Raw genomic sequence first — 19,416 nt, forward strand, 5'->3', positions numbered from 1 at the left:
CGCATCACTCCAGGTTGACGTTGAGGCGGCGCACCAGCCCCTGCCATTGGTCGGACAGGCGCTGCAGTTCCTTGAGCGAGGCGTCGGCCGTCATGCCCTCGGGCCGGTTGGCGTTGCCCGCGAAAGCCTCCAGCACTTCGGGCGTGCGGATGGTCTCGGCCAGCGCGTTCTCGAAGCGCGTGCGGATCTCGGCCGGCACGCCGCGCGGGGCGAAGAAGCCCACGTAGAAAGTGGCGTCGAAGTCCTTGAAGCCCTGCTCGGCCAGCGTGGGCACGTCCGGCAGCGAAGCAGGCCGGTACCGGGTGGCGGCGGCCACGCCGTTCAGGCGGCCGGACTTGATGTGCTCCTGCACGGTGGAGGCCGGCAGGAAGGAGCAATCGACCTGGCCGCCGATCAGGTCGGCCACCGCCGGGCCGGGGCCGCGGTAGGGCACGTGCGTCATCTCGAACCTGCCCGCTTCCATCATTCGCGCCATGGTCACGTGGGCCGAGCCGCCCGTGCCGGTGGAAGCGAAGGCCATGGGCTTGCCGGACTTGGCGCGCGCGACCAGGTCCTGCGCCGTCTTCACGCCGCTGGACGGATGGCAGGCCAGCACCAGGCTCAGGCTGGAGATCAGGCTCACCGGCACGACGTCGGCCTGCTTGAAGCCGGTGTTCTTGTAGATGTGCGGGTTGATGGTCCAGGTGGTGTCGGTGGAGGTCACCCAGGTATAGCCATCCGCTTGGCCACGGGCCACCTCGGCGAAGCCGATGTTGCCGGACGCGCCGGGCTTGTACTCGATGATCACCGGCTGGCCCAGTCGCTTGCCCATGCCGTCGGCGATGGTGCGGATCACGCGCTCGGGACCACCACCGGGTGCGTACGCCGCGACGATGCGGATCGGCTTGACGGGCCAGTTGGCCTGCGCCTGCGCGCTGGCCATCAACGGAGTGGCCAGCGCCAGGGTGGTGGCCAGCAGCGTGCGCGGTGCGGGCAGCATTTGAAGGAATTGCATGAGTTGTCTCCTAGGGGTGTTGGACTCAGATCGGCTGGGCCAGCGCCATCAGCGACTCGCGCATGACCTGCGCGTGCTCGGCCTTGTCGCCGCCCTGGATCTCGAGGTCGCAGAGGCGGCCGGAGTTCTCGACCACCATGCGGCAGCGCTCCCAGCGGCGGTTCTCGAAGGCCGACAGCGCGGCGGGTACGTTCTCGGCCCGGGCCAGTTCTTCGGCCAGCACCAGCGCGTCCTCGATGCCGATGCAGGCACCCGAGGCCAGGTGCGGCGTGGTGGCATGCACCGCGTCGCCGATCAGGATCACCCGGCCACGGTGCCAGGGTCGCGGCAGCAGCAGCGATTCGAGCGGCCGGAAGACGATCTGCGACTGCGGTCCGATCTGTTCGCGCACCTGCTGCAGCAAGGGCGCGGGAAACGTCGACAGCAGCTCGCGCAGCCTGGGTGCGAACTGCGCGGGGTCGATGTGCTCGTTGGCCGGCCGGTCCTCGGTGAGGAAGAGATACATCGCCTCGCCCGACACCGGGTTCAGGCCCGCCTTGAGTTTGGGTCCTACCCACATCATCGCGTTCGTCACCTCGGCGGGGCGCGGCAGCACCGCGCGCCAGACCGCCTGGCCCACGTAGCGGGGCTTGGGCGCCTCCGGGAACAGGTGTTGTCGCATCTTCGAGTACAGCCCGTCCGAGCCGATGACGGCGTCGTAGCGCTGGCGGCGGCCGTCGGTGAACACCACCTCGACACCCTCCGCGTCCTGCACGATCTCCTGGAAGCTGCAACCCAGGTGGACCTGCGTGCCGCTGGCGCGGGTGGCTTCCGCCATGAGCTTGGCCAGCACCGGTCGCATGATGCCGCCGCCGCCCGGCACGTCGGGTCCGGCGAGGCGCGGCGTCGGCAGCGTGGTGATCTTCTGGCCCGTGGGCGCGAGGATGTCGACGCCGTCGCCGGCGTGGCCCTGCGCCAGGAAGGCGTCCAGGATGCCCAGCTGGCGGAAGGCGCGCAGCGTGGCGCCGCCCAGGCTGATGCCGGCGCCGTACGAGCGCCAGCCGGGATCGATCTCGCACAGGTCCACGGCGAAGCCGCGCCGGCGCAGGGCGATGGCCGCGGCCATGCCGGAGAAGCCGCCGCCGATGACGAGGATGCGGCTGGTGGTGGGGTTCATGGGTTTGTCTCCTCGAAGGTGGGAAGGGGTAGCTGGACGAGCAGCTCGCCGGATTCGTTCTCGATCAGGGGCACGCGGGTGAGCGACTGGCCCAGGCACGGCCCCAGCGTGCACAGGCCGCTGGCGATGTCGAAGCGCGCGCCGTGCGCCGCGCACACGATGGCAGTGCGGTCGCCGCTCAGGTAGGCGTCCTTGCGCCAGGCCATGGGGGCGCCGCGCCAGTGCGGGCAGGCGTCCAGCCAGGCATGCACCCGGCTCGCCCGGCGCACCACGAACAGCGCGTCGCGGCCCGACCCCGCCGGATCGAAGCCGCGCGAGCTGCCTTCGGGCACCTCGTCGGCGTGGCACAGCCGCACGTGCGCGTTCATGTCCTCGCTCGCGATCAGTGGTCGACCGCCACGCGCTGGGCGCCGGGGGGCGGGCCGCCGGGCGCCCACTTGTCGCGGTGCTGGAACAGGAACAGCTGCGACGCGTCCGCGCCCATGGCGGCTTCGCGCGCGGTCCATTGGCCATCGTGCAGGTCCATGTCGGCGTCGTACTCGACGTGGCAACCCAGCGGGCTGTTGAAGTACCAGAACCAGTTGGAGCCGAACTTGTGCCGGCCCGGACCCCAGAACGACTGGTAGCCCTTGTTCACGAAGCGTGTGCCGGCCAGCATCACCTCGGTGGGCCCGCCCATGTGGAAGGTGAAGTGCTCGCAGCCCTTCATGTGCGGCGGCGTCTGGATCATGAAAAGCGTGTGGTGGTCGAGCGTTCCCGCCGGGCGCAGGAAGGGGCCGGCGCCGATGAAGCGGTCGGTGCAGACGAAGCCCAGGCGGGTGTAGAAGGCCTCGGCCTTGGCCGCGTCCGGCACGAAGTACACGACGTGCGACAGCGTGCGCGGCAGGGCCGTCATCTCGTCCTGCACGGCCCGCACGTTCACCGGGCGCTGCGGCGCCGCGCCGGGCGCATTCACGGTCTCGGCGGGCAATTGCAGCGGGCGCCGCACCGTGAGCTGGAAGCCCAGCACGAAGCCCATGTCGTCCACCGCCTCCAGCGAGCCGTCGGGCAATTGCTTCACCTCGCGGTCGCGTTGCAGCTCGGCGGCGATGGCGTCGAGCGTGGCGCGGTCGGCCACGCCATAGATGGTCTTGCGCAGCATGCTGGCGGTGCCCAGTGCCGGCGGCAGCGAGGCATCGTCCTTGGCGGCGATCTGCACGTAGGTGCCGTCCAGGCCCTCGAAGCGGTTGTCGCCCACGGGCTTCAAGCCGTAGTCGGTGAGGTACTGGGCGCAGGCGGCGGCGTCATCGACGCCGAAGACCAGGCCGTCGGGGCCGAGGATGTTGAACGGATTCATGGCGTGTCCTTTGGAATGTTCAGGCGGTCCTGGCCTGGAGGGTTTCGGCCACCCAGTCGGCGATGTACTGGCCGGCGTTGATGCTGTTGTCGAAGCTGGAGTGCTGCACGCCGCCCTCGCGCTCGGTGAAGACCTTCAGCTCGCGCTTGGGGCTGTTGACCAACTGCTCGTAGGTGCGGTGCGCCCACTTCAGCGGGATCTGCGAGTCCTTCTCGCCGTGTGTCACCAGGAAGGGCACCCGGATGCGGTCCAGGATGCCGTCCAGGTGCACGTTCTCGGCGATGCGCATGAAGTCGGGCAGGTCCTTGGCGCCCCAGACCCACTGCACGTGGGCCCAGTAGTGCGGCACGGGGAAGTCGCCTTCGCGTTCCAGGCGCTTCTTCTGCACGTCGCGCCAGTCGTGGTTGGCGCCCCAGGACACCCCGCAGGCGAAGCGCGGCTCGAAGGCCACGGCTCGCGGGCAGTAGTAGCCGCCCAGGGACACGCCTTCCAGGCCGATGCGCTTGGGGTCCACCTCATCGCGTTGCTCCAGCCAGTCGACCACGCGGCTGGCCCAGTGCTCGCTGTCGAAACGGGCGGTCAGGCCCTGCAGCCGCAGCGCCTCGCCGGTGCCTGGTTGGTCCACGATCAGCGAGGACACGCCGCGCCGGGCCAGCCACATCGGCAGGCCCACGCGGTACTTCATTTCCTTGGTCGAGTCGAGGCCGTTGACCTGCACCAGGACGGGCGCGCGGCCCCGCACGCCCTCGGCCCGCACATAGAGCGCCAACAGGTGCTTGCCCTCGTAGGGGATCTCGACGCGCTCGCAGTTCTCGCGCGACAGGCGCACGCCTTGGTCGAAGAGGTCCAGGCTGCGCCGGTACAGCTCGATGCGGCCCGGCGCGTCGTGCGCCTGCAGGCGCTCGCAGGTCAGCAGGTAGGTGGCGGCACGGTTGTACTTCTCGCCCGCCGAGAGCATCCAGCCGCGCGACTGGTCTTCCCCGGCCAGCTCGCACAACCGGTCCGCCATGCGCGACCAGGTCTCGCGGAAGGCGCGGGTGCCTGCGGCATCGGGTTGCCTGGACGCCTCCATCAGGGGCGCGCACATGATCTCGATCTCGCCGATGCGGGCACCCATCTCGATGGCCAGGTCGACCGAGAGGTTCCAGACGTAGTTGGTGGGAAAGTAGCGGAACAAGCAGCGTCTCCGGTTGAAAGTGGCCGGAGAATAGGCAGCCCCGAGCCTCCTGAAAAATGGTTTCGCTCCATGCATCGATTCGATGCGGCAAATAGATCGAGGGGAAACCCTGAGGCACGTCCATGCGCTTCAACAAACTAGACCTGAACCTGCTCGTGGCGCTGGACGCGCTGCTGGACGAGGCGAGCATCAGCCGCGCGGCCGAGCGGCTGCACATGAGCCAGAGCGCGATGAGCAACGCGTTGGCCCGGCTGCGCGATTACTTCGAGGATGAACTGCTGGTGCAGGTGGGCAGGCGGATGGAGCCGACGCCGCGGGCCGAGGTGCTGCGCGACGCGGTGCGCGATGTGCTGCTGCGGGTGGACCACTCCATCGTGGCACAGCCGCAGTTCGTGCCGGCGCGCGAGCAGCGCGAGTTCCGGTTCTTCATCTCCGACTACACGCTGTCGGTTCTGATGCCGCACGTGCTGGCGCGGGCGGCTATCGAGGCGCCGCACGTGCGATTCGCGCTGTTGCCCCAGGTCGAGAACCCGTCCCGTGCCCTGGAGCGCGGCGAGGTCGACCTGTTGGTGCTGCCCGGCGACTACTGCTCGGGCGAGCACCCGACGCAGGCGCTGTTCGACGAGCGCTTCTGCTGCGTGGTGTGGAGCGGCAGCCGGCTGGCGCAAGGGCAGCTGACGCTGGAGCGCTACCTGGACGCGGGTCACGTGGTGATGCAACCGGCCAACGTGGGCCAGCCGGCGTTCGAGGAATCGTTCACCAGGCGCCACGGCGTGGCCCGGCGCGTGGACGTGCGCAGCTACAGCTTCGCCGTCACGCCCGCCCTGGTGGTGGGGACCGACCGCATCGCCACCGTGCACACCCGATTGGCCCGGCTGGCGGCGCGCACGCTGCCCCTGGTGGTGCACCCTCCGCCCTTCGACATGCCTGCCATGACCCAGACGCTCCAGTGGCACAAGTACCGAACCAACGACCCGGGCATCCAGTGGATGCGAGGGTTGATGCAGGCGGCGGTGCGCGAGATGGATGGGGAGGACAGTGAGGGGCTGGGGACTGGGGGTCAGGGCTCGGGGAACCCTGGCCCCTGACCCCTGACTCCCTCCTACACCAGCATGCGAATCGAGCGACTGGCGGGTCGGGGCGCGCCGCAGACGATCGGAGTCCCCATCCACTTCAGGAGCACGCCGTGAAATCGTCTTCCAGCAAGTCGGGCCCCTCTTCTTCCAGCCGCAGCCCCGGCGATCGCGGCAGCGCCGCCAGCAGCGGCAGGGGCGCCAGCAACTCGCGCTCGGCCAAGTCGTCTCCGGAGCGCGCCTCGGCGACCAAGGCGACCGAGTCCCGCAGCCCGATGGCCACCCCGGACAAGGGCGCCAAGGGCCGGATGCGCTGACCTGCGGCGTGGACGCAGCGGCTCTTCAGTTGCGAAACACCTGCGTGACCATCAGCCCGTAGCGGCCACCGTCGAGGACGCCGATGCCTACACGGCCGAAGGTCGGGCGCAGGATGTTGGCGCGGTGGCCGGGCGACTCCATCAGGCCCTGGTGCGCCAGCTCCAGCGTGCGCGCCAGCGCCAGGTTCTCGCCGGCGGTGAGGTAGCGCACCTGGGCCTGCCGGATGCGGTCGAAAGGGTCCGATCCATCGGGCGACACGTGCGAGAAGTAGCCGCGCGCGAACATGTCGGCCGAGTGGGCCCGCGCGACCGGGGTGAGGTCGGGGTCGGGCTGCAGCGCCGGCAGGCCACGCCGTGCCCGTTCCTGGTTCACCAGCCCCAGCATGCGCGCCTCCAGTTCAGGCCGGGGTGGCGCCTGCTTCACGTTGAAGGGCAGGTCGATGCGTTCGCGCGAGCCGGGCGTGACGATCAGCCGGCCAAGCGTGCTGGTCACCGCGTCCTCGAAGACGGGGCGCAGGTGGCTCTCCAGCCACTCGGCCGGTGCGGCCAGGCGCCCCGCCAGTTGGCTCTCGCGCGCGGCAATGGTGAGCCGGTCGACCAGGGGCAGCGTCAACAGCAGCAGCGCCAGGATGGCCGCGTTCACCAGACCCAACGCCAGGCCCGGTGCCAGCCCGAGGAAGCGGTTGACGCCGTGGCGGTGGGCACCGGCCGGCACGCGGCCGAACAGGCGGCTGGCCAGCGCCCCCAGGAGCACACGCACGAGGATGAAGATGAGGATGAAGGCCACCGGTGCGGCCCAGACGCCGATGGCCGGCAGATACGCCTGCAGCAGTCCGGCACCGCCGCGGTAGCCCCACAGGGACGCCAGCAGCGCCATCGCGAGCACCAGCAGCGATACGGCACCGGCGATGAAGCCACGCCGCCACCCGCCCCAAAGTCCCAGGGCGATGACGGCGAGCAGGAGAAGATCGACGAAGTTGAAATGGGCTGGCATGTCCACGAAAGCGGCGACCGCCTCATGGCCGAGCCTAAGGGTTGCGTCGTGGCGAAGCTGTAGGACGCAGCCGAGCCAGGCGGGGAGCGCCCGCTCGAAGCCCGCAGCGCGAGGCGGCAGCCTGTTCGCCCCGGCGCTGGCGTTCCCCCGGCGCTAGACCGTCTGCCCGCTGGGCCGCTCCTGGCACAGGCTGTGCGCCGCCAGCCTGAGCGAGCGCCGCAGGAACACCGGGTTGCCCACCACGTAGCGGTGGAACAGCCGGCGCGGCTCGCGGCCCAGGCGGTACAGCCACTCGAGCCCCAGGCGCCGCATCCACCGGGGTGCACGCGGTGTCTTGTTGCCCAGGAAGTCGATGATGGCGCCACCGCAGACGATCACGCACGGAAAACCCAGCGCGGCGCGCAACACCACCGCCACCTCCTCCTGGCGGGGCATGCCCATGCCCAGCACGATCAGGCGCGGCCGGTGCATCGCGGCCAACCGCACATAGGAGGCGGTGTCGTGGAAGCCGTGCGCGACCACGCAGGCCGAGCCCGGCGCGACCTCGCGCAGCACCGCCTGCCGGGCGCGGGACAGCCAGGGCTCCTGCGTGCCGAACAGCGCGATGGTGCCGCCGGCGTAGCAGCGCATCAGCTTGGGAATGAGGTCGGTGCCATTGAGGTTCAGACCCGGGCGCTGGTTCAGCAGCTTCATCAGCAGGGCCATGCCGATGCCGTCGCGCAGCACCACATCGGCCGACATGAGCGCCTCGAAGAAGTGCGCACTGACGGCCGCCGAGTTCATGGCGTGGGCGTTGACGAACGCCACCACCACCGGTTCTTCGGGCTGGCAAAGCCAGTCGAGCAGCTGCCGCTCGCCGTGTTCACTGTGCACCCGCGCGATGGCGCAGACCAGCTGCTGCCATCGGGGTAGCCAGTCTCCGGGAGGAGCGGCAGCCAGCCTCATGTGCGGCCTGCGCCGTTGAGGACCGCGCCGACCACGGTGACGCCGAACTCGCGCAAGCCATCCGACAGGGCGGCCATGGAGGACACCTGGCTGGTGTCGCGGCAGGCCACGATGAGAGCGGCACCCGCGCGCGCGGCGACCGTGGCCGCATCGGCGCAGCCCTCGGCGGCCGGCGTGTCCACCAGGATCACCTCGAAGCTCGATTGCAGCGAGGCGAGCAGCCGGGCCAGGCCTTCGCGGGCCAGCAGCTCCTGCGGGTTGGGCGGGCAGACCCCGGCCGGCAGCACGGAAAGGCCCGGCACGCCCCGGATGTCGACCACGGCTTCGGGACCGCCGCGTCCGGCCAGCAGCGCCGACAGGCCGATGCGCCCCGGGATGCCGAAGATGCGGTGCTGGCGAGGGTGGCGCAGGTCGGCGTCGATCACCAGCGTGCGCTTGCCCAACTGGGAAAACAGCACCGCCAGGTTGGCCGTGATGTAGCTGCGGCCCTCGCCCTTCCTGGGGCTGACCACGGCCAGCGCCGCATGGCGCGCCTCGTTCTCGAACCAGCGCAACATGAGCTGGCTGCGCAGCGAGCGCAGGTGCTCCACCGCCGGGCTGTCGGGCTGCCAGGCCGCGATCAGCTCATTGCTCAGGCCCGCGTCGCTGGGCAGCGCGATGTGGCCGAACTGCAGGGCGAGCGCCAGGCGCACGTCCTGCGCGGTGAGCAGGCCCATCTCCACGCCGGCCTCGCCATAGAGCTGGCCGGTGCGCTCCTGGTACTGGTGGATGCGCTCGGCGTCCTCGTAGGTCAGCCGGCCGTTGTCGACCAGGAGTGCGCCCATGGGCAGGATGGCCTCGCGCGGCAGGGCGAGCGCGGTGGTGTTGCTGTTGTTCTCTTGCTCGCGTGAGATGGCGAGGACTCGGCTGTTCATGTGGCACTACTCCCTGGGCTGTACGCGAGCCGCTGGCGCGCCATGGGCAGCGCCGCGAAACGATTGGATGCGGCCGGCACGGTGCCCAGCACGGGCAGGTGGGTGGCCATGACGATGTCGTCGACCGAGCGCACGCGGCGGTTGAGCAGCTCAAGCAGCAGCGCGATGGCCAGGGCGAGGATCAGGCCGGCACCGGCGGCGATGCCCACGGTGGCGCGCTTGCTCGGGCCGATCGGATCGGTGGGTTCGACCGCCGGAGCCAGCGGACGCAGGTTGGTCATGGTGGTGAGCGACTGCAGCCGCACCTTGGCCGAGTTCTCGCTGACCTGGTTGTAGGCCTGCTGGGCGGTCTGCACGTCCTGGCGCAGCAGGGCCAGCATGCCGCGGTCCTTGTTCACCGCCAGCACGCGGGCCCGCTGGGCATTGAGCGCGGCCTGCAGCTCGCGTTCGCGGGCCCGGCCGGTCTCGTAGCTGGTGTCGATGGAGGTGCCGATGCGCGAGGTCTCGGTCGCCAGGCGCGAGCGCAGCGACTGCAGCTCGGCCTGCATCTGGATCATCTGCGGATGGCGCGGGCCCCAGCTGGCGCCGCGCTGCTCGATCTGGGCCTCGAGCCGGTTGATGTCGGCCTTGAGGCCGTTCACCAGCGGGCTCTGCATCACCTCGGCCACCGAGTTGAGGGACGCCCCGCGCTTGCTGAGGCTGTCGGTGGTCATGGCCTGCACCTGCGCGAGCTGGGTCGACAGCGTGGTCAGGCGGGCCATTTCGTGGTCGGCCACTTCCTCGCCGACGATGCCGGCGCGCTGCTGGAACTCCGACAGCTTGAGCTGCGCCTGCTCCAGCTTCTGCCGCGCGGCCTTGACCTGCTCGTCGAACCACACCGACTCCTGGCGGGCGGGATTGGTCTTGAGCTCGAGTGCCGTGTCGACATAGGCCTGGGCGAAGGCGTTGGCCACCCGCGCCGCGTCGGCGGGGTTGCTGCCGGTCCAGGCGATGCTGATGATGTTGCTTTCGCGGGCCGGCCGCACGCTCAGGCGCTCCTGCAGGCGCTCGACCAGCTCGCGCCGCTGGCCCTCGGGCGTGGTGGAGCGGAACGACTGGTCCAGGCCTTCGGGCAGATTCCCCTGCAGCATGCCCAGCACGCGCTCGGTGACGCGGTCGCTGCGGGCAATGTCGATCTGGGTGGCGATGTAGCTGGACAGCATGGCCGGCGAGTAGCCGCCCCCGACGTCGCTGGCGTTGACGTCGACCAGCACCGGCGCGCGCGCCGTGTAGTCGGTGGGGCGCAGCATCGCGTAGGCGACCGCAGCGGCCACCACCAGCGTGAAGACCAGCAGGGCCGTGAGCCAGCGGGCCCTCAGGATGGATAGGAACTGATGGAGGTTCATGGGGGCCGCGCTTCTTAGAACAGGCTTTCGCGTACGTAGATCACGTCGTTGGGCATGACCGGATCGGTCAGGCGCGGGGTGGACTCGACGATCTTGCCGTCGGGCCCGGGACGGTGCAGCCGCAGCCGGTTCTGGCTGCCGCGCGGGGTGACGCCGCCGCCGGCGGCGATGGCCTGCATGACGGTCATGCCGCGCTCGACCCGGTAGGGTCCCGGGCGCTGGGCCTCGCCATAGATGTAGAACACCGGCGCGCGGGAGATGTACAGGGTGTCGCCGTCCTGCAGCACGATGTCGTCCTCGGGCCGGGCCTGCGAGAACAGCGACGGGATGTCGATGACCTTGCGGAACGGCTTGCCGTTGCGCGTGCCGGTGATGACCAGTTCGTCGTCACCCTGCGGGGTGATGCCGCCGGCGGCGGCCAGCATTTCGCTGGCGCGCACGTTGGTGGTCTCCAGCGGGAAGCGGCCGGGCTTTTGCACCTGGCCCAGCACCGCGACCTGGTTGCCCCGCACCTGCAGCAGGTTCATGTTGACCTGCGGGGCGCGCAGGTAGCCGCCCTTGACCAGCATGTCGGCGATCTTCTTCTCGGCCTCGCCGATGGACAGGCCGCCGATCGCCACGGTGCCGATCAGCGGATAGCTGATGGTGCCGTTCTCCGAGACCCGCGCCTCGACGGTGAGGTCGGGGTTCTGGAACACCTGGATGCGGACCGCGTCACCCGAGCCCAGCTTGTACTCGGGGCCCGGCTGCGCCGGGCGTGCGCCGGCGGAGGCCGGCGCAGCCGCCTGGGCACGGGCGGCGCCGTTGGTGGCGGTGGGGGCGCGCTGCTGCCCCTGTGCCTGTGCCTGTGCGGCGACCCAGACGCCGCAAAGGGCCAGTGCGCAGATGAAGAGGTGATGCTGTCTGGTCATGTTTTGGTTTCTCCCTGAGCGAATGCGGTGTGACAGACGTGGACTTAGAACACGTAGCGCGCGGCCACCCCCACGCGGTTGGACTTGAAGTCGAAGGCGTTGAGGGTGGAGTTGCGGCGCTCGTGGCGGACGCCGCCGGTCACGATGACGTTGCGCACCGGCTCCCAGTCGACGTTGATGCCGAAGGAATTGATGGCGTCGTCACGGCCGGCATCGGGCGCGGCCAGCGAGCGGGTGACCCACTCGCGGTCTTCGTGCTGGTAGCGCAGGCGCACGGCGGTCTTGGCGGTGGCGTTCCACACCGGCTCGACATAGAACGTCCAGGCCCGCACGTAGCCACCGCCGGCGGCCTCGTAGCTGCCCAGGTCACGCTCGATACCCGCGGCCAGCGCGGTCTTGCCGGTGATTTCCCAGTTGGCGTTGATGTTGCCGATGACCCCGTCGAAGTCGAAGGCCGGGGCGTTGTCGTGCGTGCGCTCGAGCCAGCCCAGGCGGCCGTCGATGGTGGTGCGGCCGGTGACGGGCCAGCGGGCGATCACGGACCACTCGTTCTCGGTGAAGTCGGAAGCGAGGTTGTCGTACTCGCCATCGCCACGCCGGTATTGCAGGATGGCCTGCGAGCCGCGGGCGGTCTCGTAGCCGGCACCCAGGCGCAGGCTGCGCACGCTGGGGCTGGACTCGAGCGAGCGGGCGTTGTCGGCCTGGCTGGTGCTGTTGCTCAGCCCGGCCCGGGCCAGAAGGCCGCCGCCGGGGGCATAGGTGCCTTCGATCAGCTGGGTGCGCTGGGTGCGCACATTGGCGCTGGTGACCCCGGTGGTGGCGACGCTCAGGTCGCGGAACTCACGCTGGTTGGCGCTGATGACGCCGCGGAATCGCGGCGTGAAGGCGTAGTTCCAGGCGGCGGTGTAGTTGAGCGTTTCGTAGTCGAGGCTGTCGAAGTTGCGGTGCCGGTAGGCCGATACCTCGGCGTCGAGCACGATGCGCTGCAGGCTCAGTCGTTTGTCGTAACGGGCGCCGGCGCGCAGGACGCCGATGTTGTCGGAGCTGGCGTTCGGCGCGCGCAGCACGTTGGAGTCGTGCTCGATGCCGGCACCGACGCGAAATTGCAACGAGTCCCCCGGATCCAGATCCACCGGCCGCGGTTCGGCCACGCTCTGCGCCTGCGCCAGCGGCCAGGCGATGCACAGGCACGCCGCCGGCACGAGAGCCCATCGATTCAGTTTCTTTTGCACTTCAATCCTCATTTCTTCGAGTCGTCTGCCCTGGCCCCGGGCCGGGGTCGTATCCCGTGACAACCCGTCCCTATGTTGAGCGCCCAAGCCGCACCACAACAATGGCTCGTTCGGGCTAAACATCGCTCTTCAGTAGGCCGCGCTGTCTCGAAAGACGAGCTTGATCGTACGGAAGATGATGTACAGGTCAAGGCGCAGCGACCAGTTGCGCAGGTAGTCGAGGTCGTAGCGAATGCGCCCTTCCATCTTTTCCAGCGAATCGGTCTCGCCCCGGTAGCCGTTGACCTGGGCCCACCCGGTCACGCCAGGCTTGACCTTGTGGCGAACCATGTAGCTCTTGATCAACGACCGGTAGAACTCGTTGTGCGCCACCGCGTGCGGCCGCGGCCCGACGATGCTCATGCGCCCCTGCAGCACGTTGACGAACTGCGGCAGTTCGTCCATCGAGGTGCGGCGCAGGAAGGCGCCGATGGGCGTGACGCGGTCGTCGTTGCGCTGCGCCTGGCGGATCTGCTCACCGTCCTCGACCACCCGCATGGAGCGGAACTTGTAGACGACGATCTGCTCGCCGTCGAGGCCGTAGCGGCGCTGGCGGAAGATCACCGGGCCGGGCGAGGTGAGCTTGACCGCGATCGCGATCGCCAGCAGCAGCGGCGAGAGCATGAGCAGGAAGAGCGACGACAGCACCACGTCGCTGGTCCGCTTGAGCAGGCCGGCCGGGCCACGGAAGGGTGTCTCGCACACGGAGATCACCGGCAGCCCGCAGACCTCGTCGGTGCGGCCCTGGATCAGGTCGGTCACGAACATGTCGGGCACGAAGTAGACCGATGCCGTGGTGTCCTTCAGCGCATCGAGCAACTCCTTGATGCGCGGCTGCGAGGCCATGGGCAGCGACAGGTAGATCAGTTGCACGCGATGTGCCTTGACGAAGGGCGCGATGTCCGAGAGCCGGCCCAGGCAGCGATGGCGGCCCTCCAGGTGGTGGCGGCTGTCGGTGCGGTCGTCGAAGTAGCCGACCAGGTCGATGCCGGTCTCGTGGTCGCTGGCCAGCCGGTCGGCCAGCGAGGCGCCCTGCTCGTTCAGGCCCACGACCACGGCGCGCAGGGGCGGCCCCTGCAGGCGCACGATGTGCGGCGCGGCCACCCGCAGCAGCCAGTGCACCAGCAGCTGGCTGGCTGGCGCGAACCACAGCCAGTTCAGCACCACCGCCTGCGACAGCTGGGGCAATTGCCCGGTGGCGACGCCGGTGGCCAGCAGCAGCGCGGCGATCCAGCTCCAGTCGAGGAGCGCGCCCGAGACCACGCGGCCCGCCGGCGCGCGCAGCCGCGGCCGGCCGGGGAAGGCCAGTGCGAAGGCCAGCACCGAGGTGACCACCCAGGGCGGGGACAGGTGTCCCTCGAACCACCAGACCAGCAGCCACAGCGACAGGGCCAGCACGGTGGGATCGAGGACCGCCTCCAGGCCCCGCAGCAGGCGACTCTCGCTGTGCGGCGGTGCGGCCGGTACCGGGGGCGGCACCGTCCACGCGGCGTGCGGCGTGGATTCACGCATACGTGGCCATCCGGGTGAGCTTGGCCACGGCCTGCGCGCGGTTCGTGACGTCGAGCTTGGTGAAGATGCTCTTCATGTGGTTCTTCACGGTGAACTCGCTGATGCGCAGGATGCAGCCGATTTCCGGATTGGTCTTGCCCATGGCCACCCAGACCATGATCTGCCGCTCACGCTCGCTGAGCGTGCCCAGCGGGCCGACCAGGTGGTCGATCTCGCCGCGCTCCAGGCGATTGGGCCGCAGCGCGGGCGTGGACATGGCGCGCAAGGACAGGTCGATGAAGGGCATCAGCAGCCGCAGCGTGGCCGGCGCGCCTTCGCCGGCCTGCGACTGGCTGCTCAAGGCCGCGAAGATGCGCTCGCAGCCGGTGCGGGCGTCGCGCGTGCCGTGGACCACGGCGCTGCGCATGGACGCGAGCGCCTGGCCCGCGGCCGAATCGTGGCCCGAGCCGATGAACAGCTCGCCGCCGCCATGCACCTCGACCTGGCAGGCGCTGTGCTGTGCCGCCGTCCAGCAGTCGCGCAGGTAGTTCAGCAGGGGCATCAGCCGGGGTGTGCGGCACTCGTGGGTGCGCAGGCCCGGCAGGCTGGACACCAGGTCGACCTGGACCTCGCCCTTGTCGAAGTCACCCCAGGCAACCAGCAGCAGTTCGTGCGGCAGCAGGCACTGCACGTCGTCGCGCAGCCAGCGCCACAGGTCCGCGTGCGTCGCCAAGGCAGCACCCCGCGTGGCGACATGGAGGAAGGCAGCCGGATCGGTCGCCAGGTCGGTGCAGGTGGCTGCGCTCATGCCTGGCTCCCGGACACGCGAAACGCCTCATTACACAAACCCCCGGCCGGAATGTCACGAGATGCCACGACGCGGTTTCCGATTCTTGCCGAGTGTTCCGCCCTGTCACCGCCGCGCCGGGCGCGCGGGGCCAGCTCTGGCCCGGGCGTCCGATGGACCGCGAGTGTGAAATTGCACATGAATCTGCTCCCTCGATAACTGCGAGCCGTGATCGTGCGCTAGCGGGACAGCACGGCTCTGTAGGCGCTGGACGGACACGCCTGTCGGAACCCCCCTTGCGTCCTGATGTGCATGTCCAGCCTGTTGTTTTCGCAAGCGAATGTGTGCGAAGCAGCCGCTTTGTCACATGGCTTTACGCCTGTCGACGACGGCCCGCGCGGCTTTTGGACCAAAGCTGTGCTTGGCCGGCGCCGACGAGTTGCCGGGCGACCACAGTGGCCCTTCGGGTGATGCGGTGATGCGTCCCGGCTGCGCCACGGCAGGCGGACTTTTGTCGGGGCGGCGAAGCCGCCGGGTGGAGCGTCGTGCGCCGTGAAGAGTCGCGGCGCTCAGAAGCGCGGCAGGTCCTGCAGCCGGGTGCCCGATACCCCATCGGGAAAAGCCAGGGTCTCGAGCCCCTGCGCCGACAGGCCCACCTGCAGCCCAGGACCCAGCCGGCCGCCGGAGCCGTGCTCGGGCAACCAGGCGACCACGGGATCGCCTTCGAGCAAACGGTCGATCACGGTGGTGGCGCGGGTGGGCGCGGGCGCCAGGTCCCACTGCATGCGGTCGACATCGAGCAGGCCCATCATGGCCGCCTCGATTTCGTCCGGACCCTGCCAGCGGAGTGCGGTGATGGCGTAGACGGCGTGTTCCATGCGCGGCATTGTGGGCAGGCCATCTCGTAGCGCGAGGGGCGCAGGACCGACAACCTCCGTGGGACCGAACCTACTCGAGCACCTAAACTGCCGCCGCCATGGATCCCGCCAGCTCGTCCTTCGTCCCCGGCCGCCATCACGCCCGCCGCCTGCGGGAGATCCACCGCTCGGCCGGATGGCCCTGCCTGGACGGGCTGGAGCTGGAGTTGCTGGCGGCGGGACTCGTGGAGCGCCTGCGCGACGAGGTCGGTCGCGAGTGCCTGCGCCTGACCGCGTCGGGCATCGAGCTGGTGGCGCGGCAGATGGCCCACAACCGGGCCGCGCTGTCGGCGCACGAAGCGTTGGTCCGCCGGGTGGCGCGCGAGATGCTGCGGGCCGGACGCATCGCCTGGTGCGGCTTGTCGCTGCGCGCGCGCAGCGGTCCGGAACTGCCCTGGGGCATCGCGCGACCCGACGTGTTCTCCATTCGCCAGACCTCGGTGGAGGCCTACCTGGAGCCGCTGGTGCACGAGGTGAAGGTGCGGCGCTCCGACCTGCTGGCCGACCTGCGCCAGCCAGGCAAGCGTGCGGCGTACCTCGACCTGGCACCGTGCTGGTACGTGCTCGGGCAGGACGCGCGCGGCCGCTCGATCGGCGAACCCGACGAGATCCCCGCCGAGTGCGGCGTGCTCATGGCGTCGGGTGGACGGCTGGTGCTGGCGCGGGCCCCGGCGGCGGGCCCGCGGGACAAGCTGCCGTTCGCGGTGTGGATGGCGCTCGCCAAGGCCACGCCGGTGGCCGACGAGGCCGACGACGCACAGGGGCTGCTGGGCGAACCTCAGTCGCCGTCACCGTCGGCGCCACCCGAGCCGCCATCGGCACCATCGCTGGATTGATCCGGCTCGGGCGGCTGGTCGGCCGCTCCGCCCTCGCCATCGCCTCGACGGCGCGGGATGTCGTCTTCCTGCCGCAGCTCGGGCTCCTCCCGGTCCATGTGCGGAGTGGGCGGCGTGATGCCGCGCGGGGTCGGCTCGGGCATGGTTGCTAAGGCTGCAAGGGTTTGGCCCCCGGGTCTTCGGGATCGCCCGGCACCAGGTCGGGCAGGAACTCGGGCTCGACGGGAAGCCGCGTGGTGTTGGGCTGGTCGGCCGGCTCTTCGGCGCCGGTGTCGGGCGTGTGGTCCGGCTCGACGGGGTGGGTGGCCATCGGCGCGCTCGCTCCGGCCGATCAGGAGTTCTCTTCGGACGCCCGCTGCGCCTCTCGCCGGACCACCGTGCTGGGCTCGTGGGTGAAAGGCAGGCGCGGCAGGCCCATCAGGGTCTGCAGCCGGGCGTGGGCACGGTCCATGTCGGCGCCGATCATGGCCAGCGCCACCTCGTGCCCGGGTTCGTTCTTCGCGATCTCGAGGTAGGCCGCGCGGAACCGCTGGTAGTCGGCCTCCGCCTGTGCCACCTCGTGTTGAGCCGCCACCATCTTGGCGTACTCGGAACGGCTGTTACGCATGGGACTTCCATAGTGGGCTGCGATTCCCAAATCCTAGGCATCCGGCGGGCGCGGTGTGTTGAGGAACTGAAACAAACGCGTGTGGGTACCGCTGAGCCCGGCCAGGCAACGGCTGCGCGCATGGAGGAGCTGCTGGCGGATTCGACTGGTCCGTCGCGGGGGCTTCCAGCCGCGCCACAGCTGCCTAAAATGGCCGCCGCAGTCCCCTCCTCCATGGCTCCTTCGGACACCCGACCCCATCCGCTCCTGCTGGCCGCAGGCAGCGCCGCCGCGAGCCAGACGGGGCAACTGCTCCAGGCGACGGACTGGTCCGCCACCGCGCTGGGGCCGATCGAGCGCTGGCCGCAGAGCCTGCGCATCGCGGTGAGCATCTGCCTGAACTCGCGCTTCCCGATGTTCGTGTGGTGGGGACCCGAGCTGGTCAACATCTACAACGACGCCTACATACCCGTCATGGGCCAGCGCCATCCGCGCGGCTTCGGCCAGCCGGCCCGTGCCACCTGGCACGAGATCTGGGACGTGCTGGGCCCCCAGCAGGAAGCCGTGATGCTGCGCGGCGAGGCCACCTGGAACGAACGGGTGCTGCTGGTGATGGAGCGCAACGGCTTTCCCGAGCCCACCTACTTCACCTGGTCCTACAGCCCGATCCATCGCGAGGACGGTCGAATCGGCGGCCTGTTCTGCGCCTGCACCGAAGAAACGGCCCACGTGGCCGCCGAGCGGGAACGTGACGAATTGGTGGAGAGCGCGCAGAACGCCGCGCGCACGCTGCAGACGTGGTTCGACAACGCGCCCGGCTTCGTGGCGCTTCTGGGCGGGCCGGACCACGTGTTCGAGATGGTGAACAAGGCCTACCTGCAGCTGGTCGGCCACCGCGACATCGTGGGCAAGCCCATGGCCGAGGCCCTGCCGGAGGTCGTGGCGCAGGGCTTCGATGCCCTGCTCGACGAGGTGTTCGCCACGGGCCAGCCCTACTTCGCACGCGCGATGCGGGTGCGCCTGCAGATGGAGCCGGGTGCGCCACTGGTGGAGCGCTTCCTCGACCTGGTGTACCAGCCCGTGCGCGAGACCAGCGGAGCGGTGGTGGGCGTGTTCGCGCAAGGTCATGACGTGACCGAACAGGTGACCGCGAGCCAGGCGCTGCGCGAGGCCGACCTGCGCAAGGACGAATTCCTGGCCACCTTGGCGCACGAGTTGCGCAACCCGCTCGCCCCCGTCCGGCAGGCGGCCCGGCTGGCACGCATCCCCGAGCTGGACGAAGCGCGCCGCGAGTGGGCGCTGGATGTGATCGAGCGCCAGGTGAGCCGCATGACGCTGCTGATCGACGACCTGCTGGACGTCTCCCGCATCTCTCGCGGCAAGCTCGAGTTGCGCCTCACCTGCGTCGACCTGCGCCAGCTCGTCGCGTCCATGGTGGAGACCGCCGCGCCGGGCCTGCAGGCCAAGGCACACGCGCTGCAGCTGCGCCTGCCGCCGGGTCCCGTGCGGGTGCAGGCCGACCCGGTGCGGCTGGAGCAGGTGGTCAGCAACCTGTTGTCCAACGCGCGCAAGTACACCGACCCGGGCGGCCGCATCGAGGTCGAGCTGACCACGCACGGACACGAGGCCGTGCTGTGCGTGCGCGACAGCGGCATCGGCCTGAGCGAAGGGGATCGCAACCGCATCTTCGGCATGTTCTCGCAGGTGCGCTCGGCCATCGACCGGGCCGAGGGCGGCCTGGGTATCGGGCTGGCCCTCAGCCGCGGGCTGGTGCACCTGCACGGCGGCCGGATCGACGTGCACAGCGAGGGCCCGGGACGCGGATCCGAGTTCGTGGTGCGGCTGCCGCTGCAGCCCGATGGTGCCGCGGACACGCCCGTGCCGCTGCCGGAATCCGCTCCGCTGCCACGGGGCGACGGCGGCGAGCTCAGCCTGCTCCTGGCTGATGACAACCTCGATGCCCTGGAAACCCTGGCCATGCTGCTGGAGGCGCACGGGTACGTGGTCCACACGGCACAGGACGGCGAGCAGGCCTTGGCCAAGCTGCGGCAGCTGCGCCCGCAGGTGGGCATCCTGGACATCGGCATGCCGGGCATGAACGGCTATGAAGTCGCTCGACGCTTCAGGGCAGCCGAGCCGGACGCGCCGGTGCGGCTGGTGGCGCTCACCGGCTGGGGCCAGGCGCAGGACCAGGCGCGCGCGCTGAACAGCGGATTCGACTTCCACTGCACCAAGCCGGTGGACGTGCATCACCTGCTCGAGCTGATCCAGCAGGCCGGCACCGCCGTCGACCGCGCCACGGGCTGAGAAGGTCTTCGGCGCCGGG

General features: G+C 70.0%; 21 protein-coding genes. 3 read left to right on the forward strand and 18 right to left on the reverse strand.

Features of this window, described 5'->3' with window-relative positions; translation table 11 throughout:
- Positions 1-4: 4 nt before the first annotated feature.
- Genes JI739_RS07455 through JI739_RS07475 form a run of 5 tightly spaced genes read right to left on the reverse strand, consistent with a single transcriptional unit; the run spans position 5 to position 4,663 of the window.
- Positions 5-994, reverse strand: a complete 990-nt coding sequence (locus JI739_RS07455) for a Bug family tripartite tricarboxylate transporter substrate binding protein (protein WP_201683166.1) — start codon at positions 992-994, stop codon at positions 5-7.
- Between the two features lie 25 nt (positions 995-1,019).
- Positions 1,020-2,150, reverse strand: coding sequence for an FAD-dependent oxidoreductase (locus JI739_RS07460; RefSeq protein WP_201683167.1), 1,131 nt, complete (start codon positions 2,148-2,150; stop codon positions 1,020-1,022).
- Positions 2,147-2,518 (reverse strand): Rieske (2Fe-2S) protein, encoded by a 372-nt coding sequence (locus JI739_RS07465; RefSeq protein ID WP_201683168.1) that lies wholly within the window; start codon positions 2,516-2,518, stop codon positions 2,147-2,149. Before JI739_RS07465 ends, JI739_RS07460 begins: the two co-directional genes overlap by 4 nt.
- Positions 2,519-2,532: 14 nt before the next feature.
- Entirely contained in the window at positions 2,533-3,486 is a 954-nt protein-coding gene (locus JI739_RS07470) for a VOC family protein (RefSeq protein WP_201683169.1), read from the reverse strand.
- 19 nt (positions 3,487-3,505) lie between these two features.
- Positions 3,506-4,663 carry an alpha/beta hydrolase family protein gene (locus JI739_RS07475; RefSeq protein ID WP_201683170.1) on the reverse strand — a complete coding sequence of 386 codons (1,158 nt, stop codon included), beginning with the start codon at positions 4,661-4,663 and terminating at the stop codon, positions 3,506-3,508.
- A gap of 122 nt (positions 4,664-4,785) precedes the next feature.
- On the opposite strand from JI739_RS07475, the gene JI739_RS07480 reads away from it, so the two are divergent.
- Positions 4,786-5,751: a LysR family transcriptional regulator gene (locus JI739_RS07480; RefSeq protein ID WP_201683171.1), complete on the forward strand. Its 966-nt coding sequence runs from the start codon at positions 4,786-4,788 to the stop codon at positions 5,749-5,751.
- Positions 5,752-5,836: 85 nt separating this feature from the next.
- Here the strand turns inward: JI739_RS07480 and JI739_RS07485 are convergent, their stop codons facing one another.
- The 10 genes from JI739_RS07485 to JI739_RS07530 all read right to left on the reverse strand — a co-directional run bounded on the left by JI739_RS07485 (position 5,837) and on the right by JI739_RS07530 (position 15,629).
- Positions 5,837-6,037, reverse strand: coding sequence for a hypothetical protein (locus JI739_RS07485; protein ID WP_201683172.1), 201 nt, complete (start codon positions 6,035-6,037; stop codon positions 5,837-5,839).
- Positions 6,038-6,078: 41 nt separating this feature from the next.
- Positions 6,079-7,047, reverse strand: a complete 969-nt coding sequence (locus JI739_RS07490; protein WP_201683173.1) for a CvpA family protein — start codon at positions 7,045-7,047, stop codon at positions 6,079-6,081.
- A gap of 153 nt (positions 7,048-7,200) precedes the next feature.
- Positions 7,201-7,992, reverse strand: a complete 792-nt coding sequence (locus JI739_RS07495) for a WecB/TagA/CpsF family glycosyltransferase (RefSeq protein ID WP_201683174.1) — start codon at positions 7,990-7,992, stop codon at positions 7,201-7,203.
- Complete coding sequence (gene epsG, locus JI739_RS07500) at positions 7,989-8,906, reverse strand: chain length determinant protein tyrosine kinase EpsG (protein WP_201683175.1); 918 nt, start codon at positions 8,904-8,906, stop codon at positions 7,989-7,991. The genes JI739_RS07495 and epsG overlap by 4 nt, the downstream gene beginning before the upstream one ends.
- Complete coding sequence (locus tag JI739_RS07505) at positions 8,903-10,291, reverse strand: Wzz/FepE/Etk N-terminal domain-containing protein (RefSeq protein WP_201683176.1); 1,389 nt, start codon at positions 10,289-10,291, stop codon at positions 8,903-8,905. The genes epsG and JI739_RS07505 overlap by 4 nt, the downstream gene beginning before the upstream one ends.
- 14 nt (positions 10,292-10,305) lie before the next feature.
- Positions 10,306-11,202, reverse strand: a complete 897-nt coding sequence (gene epsE / locus JI739_RS07510) for a polysaccharide export protein EpsE (protein WP_201683177.1) — start codon at positions 11,200-11,202, stop codon at positions 10,306-10,308.
- Between the two features lie 44 nt (positions 11,203-11,246).
- Positions 11,247-12,434, reverse strand: coding sequence for an XrtB/PEP-CTERM-associated polysaccharide biosynthesis outer membrane protein EpsL (epsL, locus tag JI739_RS07515; protein ID WP_201683178.1), 1,188 nt, complete (start codon positions 12,432-12,434; stop codon positions 11,247-11,249).
- 129 nt (positions 12,435-12,563) lie between these two features.
- Complete coding sequence (locus tag JI739_RS07520) at positions 12,564-13,985, reverse strand: undecaprenyl-phosphate glucose phosphotransferase (RefSeq protein ID WP_201683179.1); 1,422 nt, start codon at positions 13,983-13,985, stop codon at positions 12,564-12,566.
- A complete protein-coding gene (epsA, locus tag JI739_RS07525; RefSeq protein ID WP_201683180.1) occupies positions 13,978-14,772 on the reverse strand; it encodes an XrtB/PEP-CTERM-associated transcriptional regulator EpsA in 795 nt (264 codons plus the stop codon). Before epsA ends, JI739_RS07520 begins: the two co-directional genes overlap by 8 nt.
- A 548-nt stretch (positions 14,773-15,320) precedes the next feature.
- Positions 15,321-15,629 carry a hypothetical protein gene (locus tag JI739_RS07530; protein WP_201683181.1) on the reverse strand — a complete coding sequence of 103 codons (309 nt, stop codon included), beginning with the start codon at positions 15,627-15,629 and terminating at the stop codon, positions 15,321-15,323.
- A gap of 98 nt (positions 15,630-15,727) precedes the next feature.
- On the opposite strand from JI739_RS07530, the gene JI739_RS07535 reads away from it, so the two are divergent.
- Complete coding sequence (locus JI739_RS07535) at positions 15,728-16,504, forward strand: hypothetical protein (RefSeq protein WP_201683182.1); 777 nt, start codon at positions 15,728-15,730, stop codon at positions 16,502-16,504.
- On the opposite strand, the gene JI739_RS07540 is transcribed toward JI739_RS07535, so the two are convergent.
- The 3 genes from JI739_RS07540 to JI739_RS07550 are packed head-to-tail and all read right to left on the reverse strand — an operon-like array spanning position 16,447 to position 17,111.
- Positions 16,447-16,647 (reverse strand): hypothetical protein, encoded by a 201-nt coding sequence (locus tag JI739_RS07540; protein ID WP_201683183.1) that lies wholly within the window; start codon positions 16,645-16,647, stop codon positions 16,447-16,449. The two genes, JI739_RS07535 and JI739_RS07540, sit on opposite strands and share 58 nt — an antisense overlap.
- A 5-nt stretch (positions 16,648-16,652) precedes the next feature.
- Positions 16,653-16,814, reverse strand: a complete 162-nt coding sequence (locus JI739_RS07545; RefSeq protein WP_201683184.1) for a hypothetical protein — start codon at positions 16,812-16,814, stop codon at positions 16,653-16,655.
- 21 nt (positions 16,815-16,835) lie between these two features.
- Entirely contained in the window at positions 16,836-17,111 is a 276-nt protein-coding gene (locus tag JI739_RS07550) for a hypothetical protein (protein WP_201683185.1), read from the reverse strand.
- A 213-nt stretch (positions 17,112-17,324) separates the two neighbouring features.
- Between JI739_RS07550 and JI739_RS07555 the strand changes: the two genes are divergently transcribed.
- Positions 17,325-19,397, forward strand: coding sequence for a hybrid sensor histidine kinase/response regulator (locus JI739_RS07555; protein ID WP_201683186.1), 2,073 nt, complete (start codon positions 17,325-17,327; stop codon positions 19,395-19,397).
- Positions 19,398-19,416 lie beyond the last annotated feature (19 nt).

This window comes from Ramlibacter aurantiacus (genome assembly GCF_016722895.1).
GTDB classification, from domain to species: domain Bacteria; phylum Pseudomonadota; class Gammaproteobacteria; order Burkholderiales; family Burkholderiaceae_C; genus Ramlibacter; species Ramlibacter aurantiacus.

Coding starts and splice junctions, on each gene's coding strand:
- JI739_RS07455 (WP_201683166.1), bottom strand. CDS start 994: ATGCAATTCCTTCAAATGCTGCCCGCACCGCGCACGCTGCTGGCCACC.
- JI739_RS07460 (WP_201683167.1), bottom strand. CDS start 2,150: ATGAACCCCACCACCAGCCGCATCCTCGTCATCGGCGGCGGCTTCTCC.
- JI739_RS07465 (WP_201683168.1), bottom strand. CDS start 2,518: ATGAACGCGCACGTGCGGCTGTGCCACGCCGACGAGGTGCCCGAAGGC.
- JI739_RS07470 (WP_201683169.1), bottom strand. CDS start 3,486: ATGAATCCGTTCAACATCCTCGGCCCCGACGGCCTGGTCTTCGGCGTC.
- JI739_RS07480 (WP_201683171.1), top strand. CDS start 4,786: ATGCGCTTCAACAAACTAGACCTGAACCTGCTCGTGGCGCTGGACGCG.
- JI739_RS07490 (WP_201683173.1), bottom strand. CDS start 7,047: ATGCCAGCCCATTTCAACTTCGTCGATCTTCTCCTGCTCGCCGTCATC.
- JI739_RS07495 (WP_201683174.1), bottom strand. CDS start 7,992: ATGAGGCTGGCTGCCGCTCCTCCCGGAGACTGGCTACCCCGATGGCAG.
- epsG (WP_201683175.1), bottom strand. CDS start 8,906: ATGAACAGCCGAGTCCTCGCCATCTCACGCGAGCAAGAGAACAACAGC.
- JI739_RS07505 (WP_201683176.1), bottom strand. CDS start 10,291: ATGAACCTCCATCAGTTCCTATCCATCCTGAGGGCCCGCTGGCTCACG.
- epsE (WP_201683177.1), bottom strand. CDS start 11,202: ATGACCAGACAGCATCACCTCTTCATCTGCGCACTGGCCCTTTGCGGC.
- JI739_RS07520 (WP_201683179.1), bottom strand. CDS start 13,985: ATGCGTGAATCCACGCCGCACGCCGCGTGGACGGTGCCGCCCCCGGTA.
- epsA (WP_201683180.1), bottom strand. CDS start 14,772: ATGAGCGCAGCCACCTGCACCGACCTGGCGACCGATCCGGCTGCCTTC.
- JI739_RS07530 (WP_201683181.1), bottom strand. CDS start 15,629: ATGGAACACGCCGTCTACGCCATCACCGCACTCCGCTGGCAGGGTCCG.
- JI739_RS07535 (WP_201683182.1), top strand. CDS start 15,728: ATGGATCCCGCCAGCTCGTCCTTCGTCCCCGGCCGCCATCACGCCCGC.
- JI739_RS07540 (WP_201683183.1), bottom strand. CDS start 16,647: ATGCCCGAGCCGACCCCGCGCGGCATCACGCCGCCCACTCCGCACATG.
- JI739_RS07545 (WP_201683184.1), bottom strand. CDS start 16,814: ATGGCCACCCACCCCGTCGAGCCGGACCACACGCCCGACACCGGCGCC.
- JI739_RS07550 (WP_201683185.1), bottom strand. CDS start 17,111: ATGCGTAACAGCCGTTCCGAGTACGCCAAGATGGTGGCGGCTCAACAC.
- JI739_RS07555 (WP_201683186.1), top strand. CDS start 17,325: ATGGCTCCTTCGGACACCCGACCCCATCCGCTCCTGCTGGCCGCAGGC.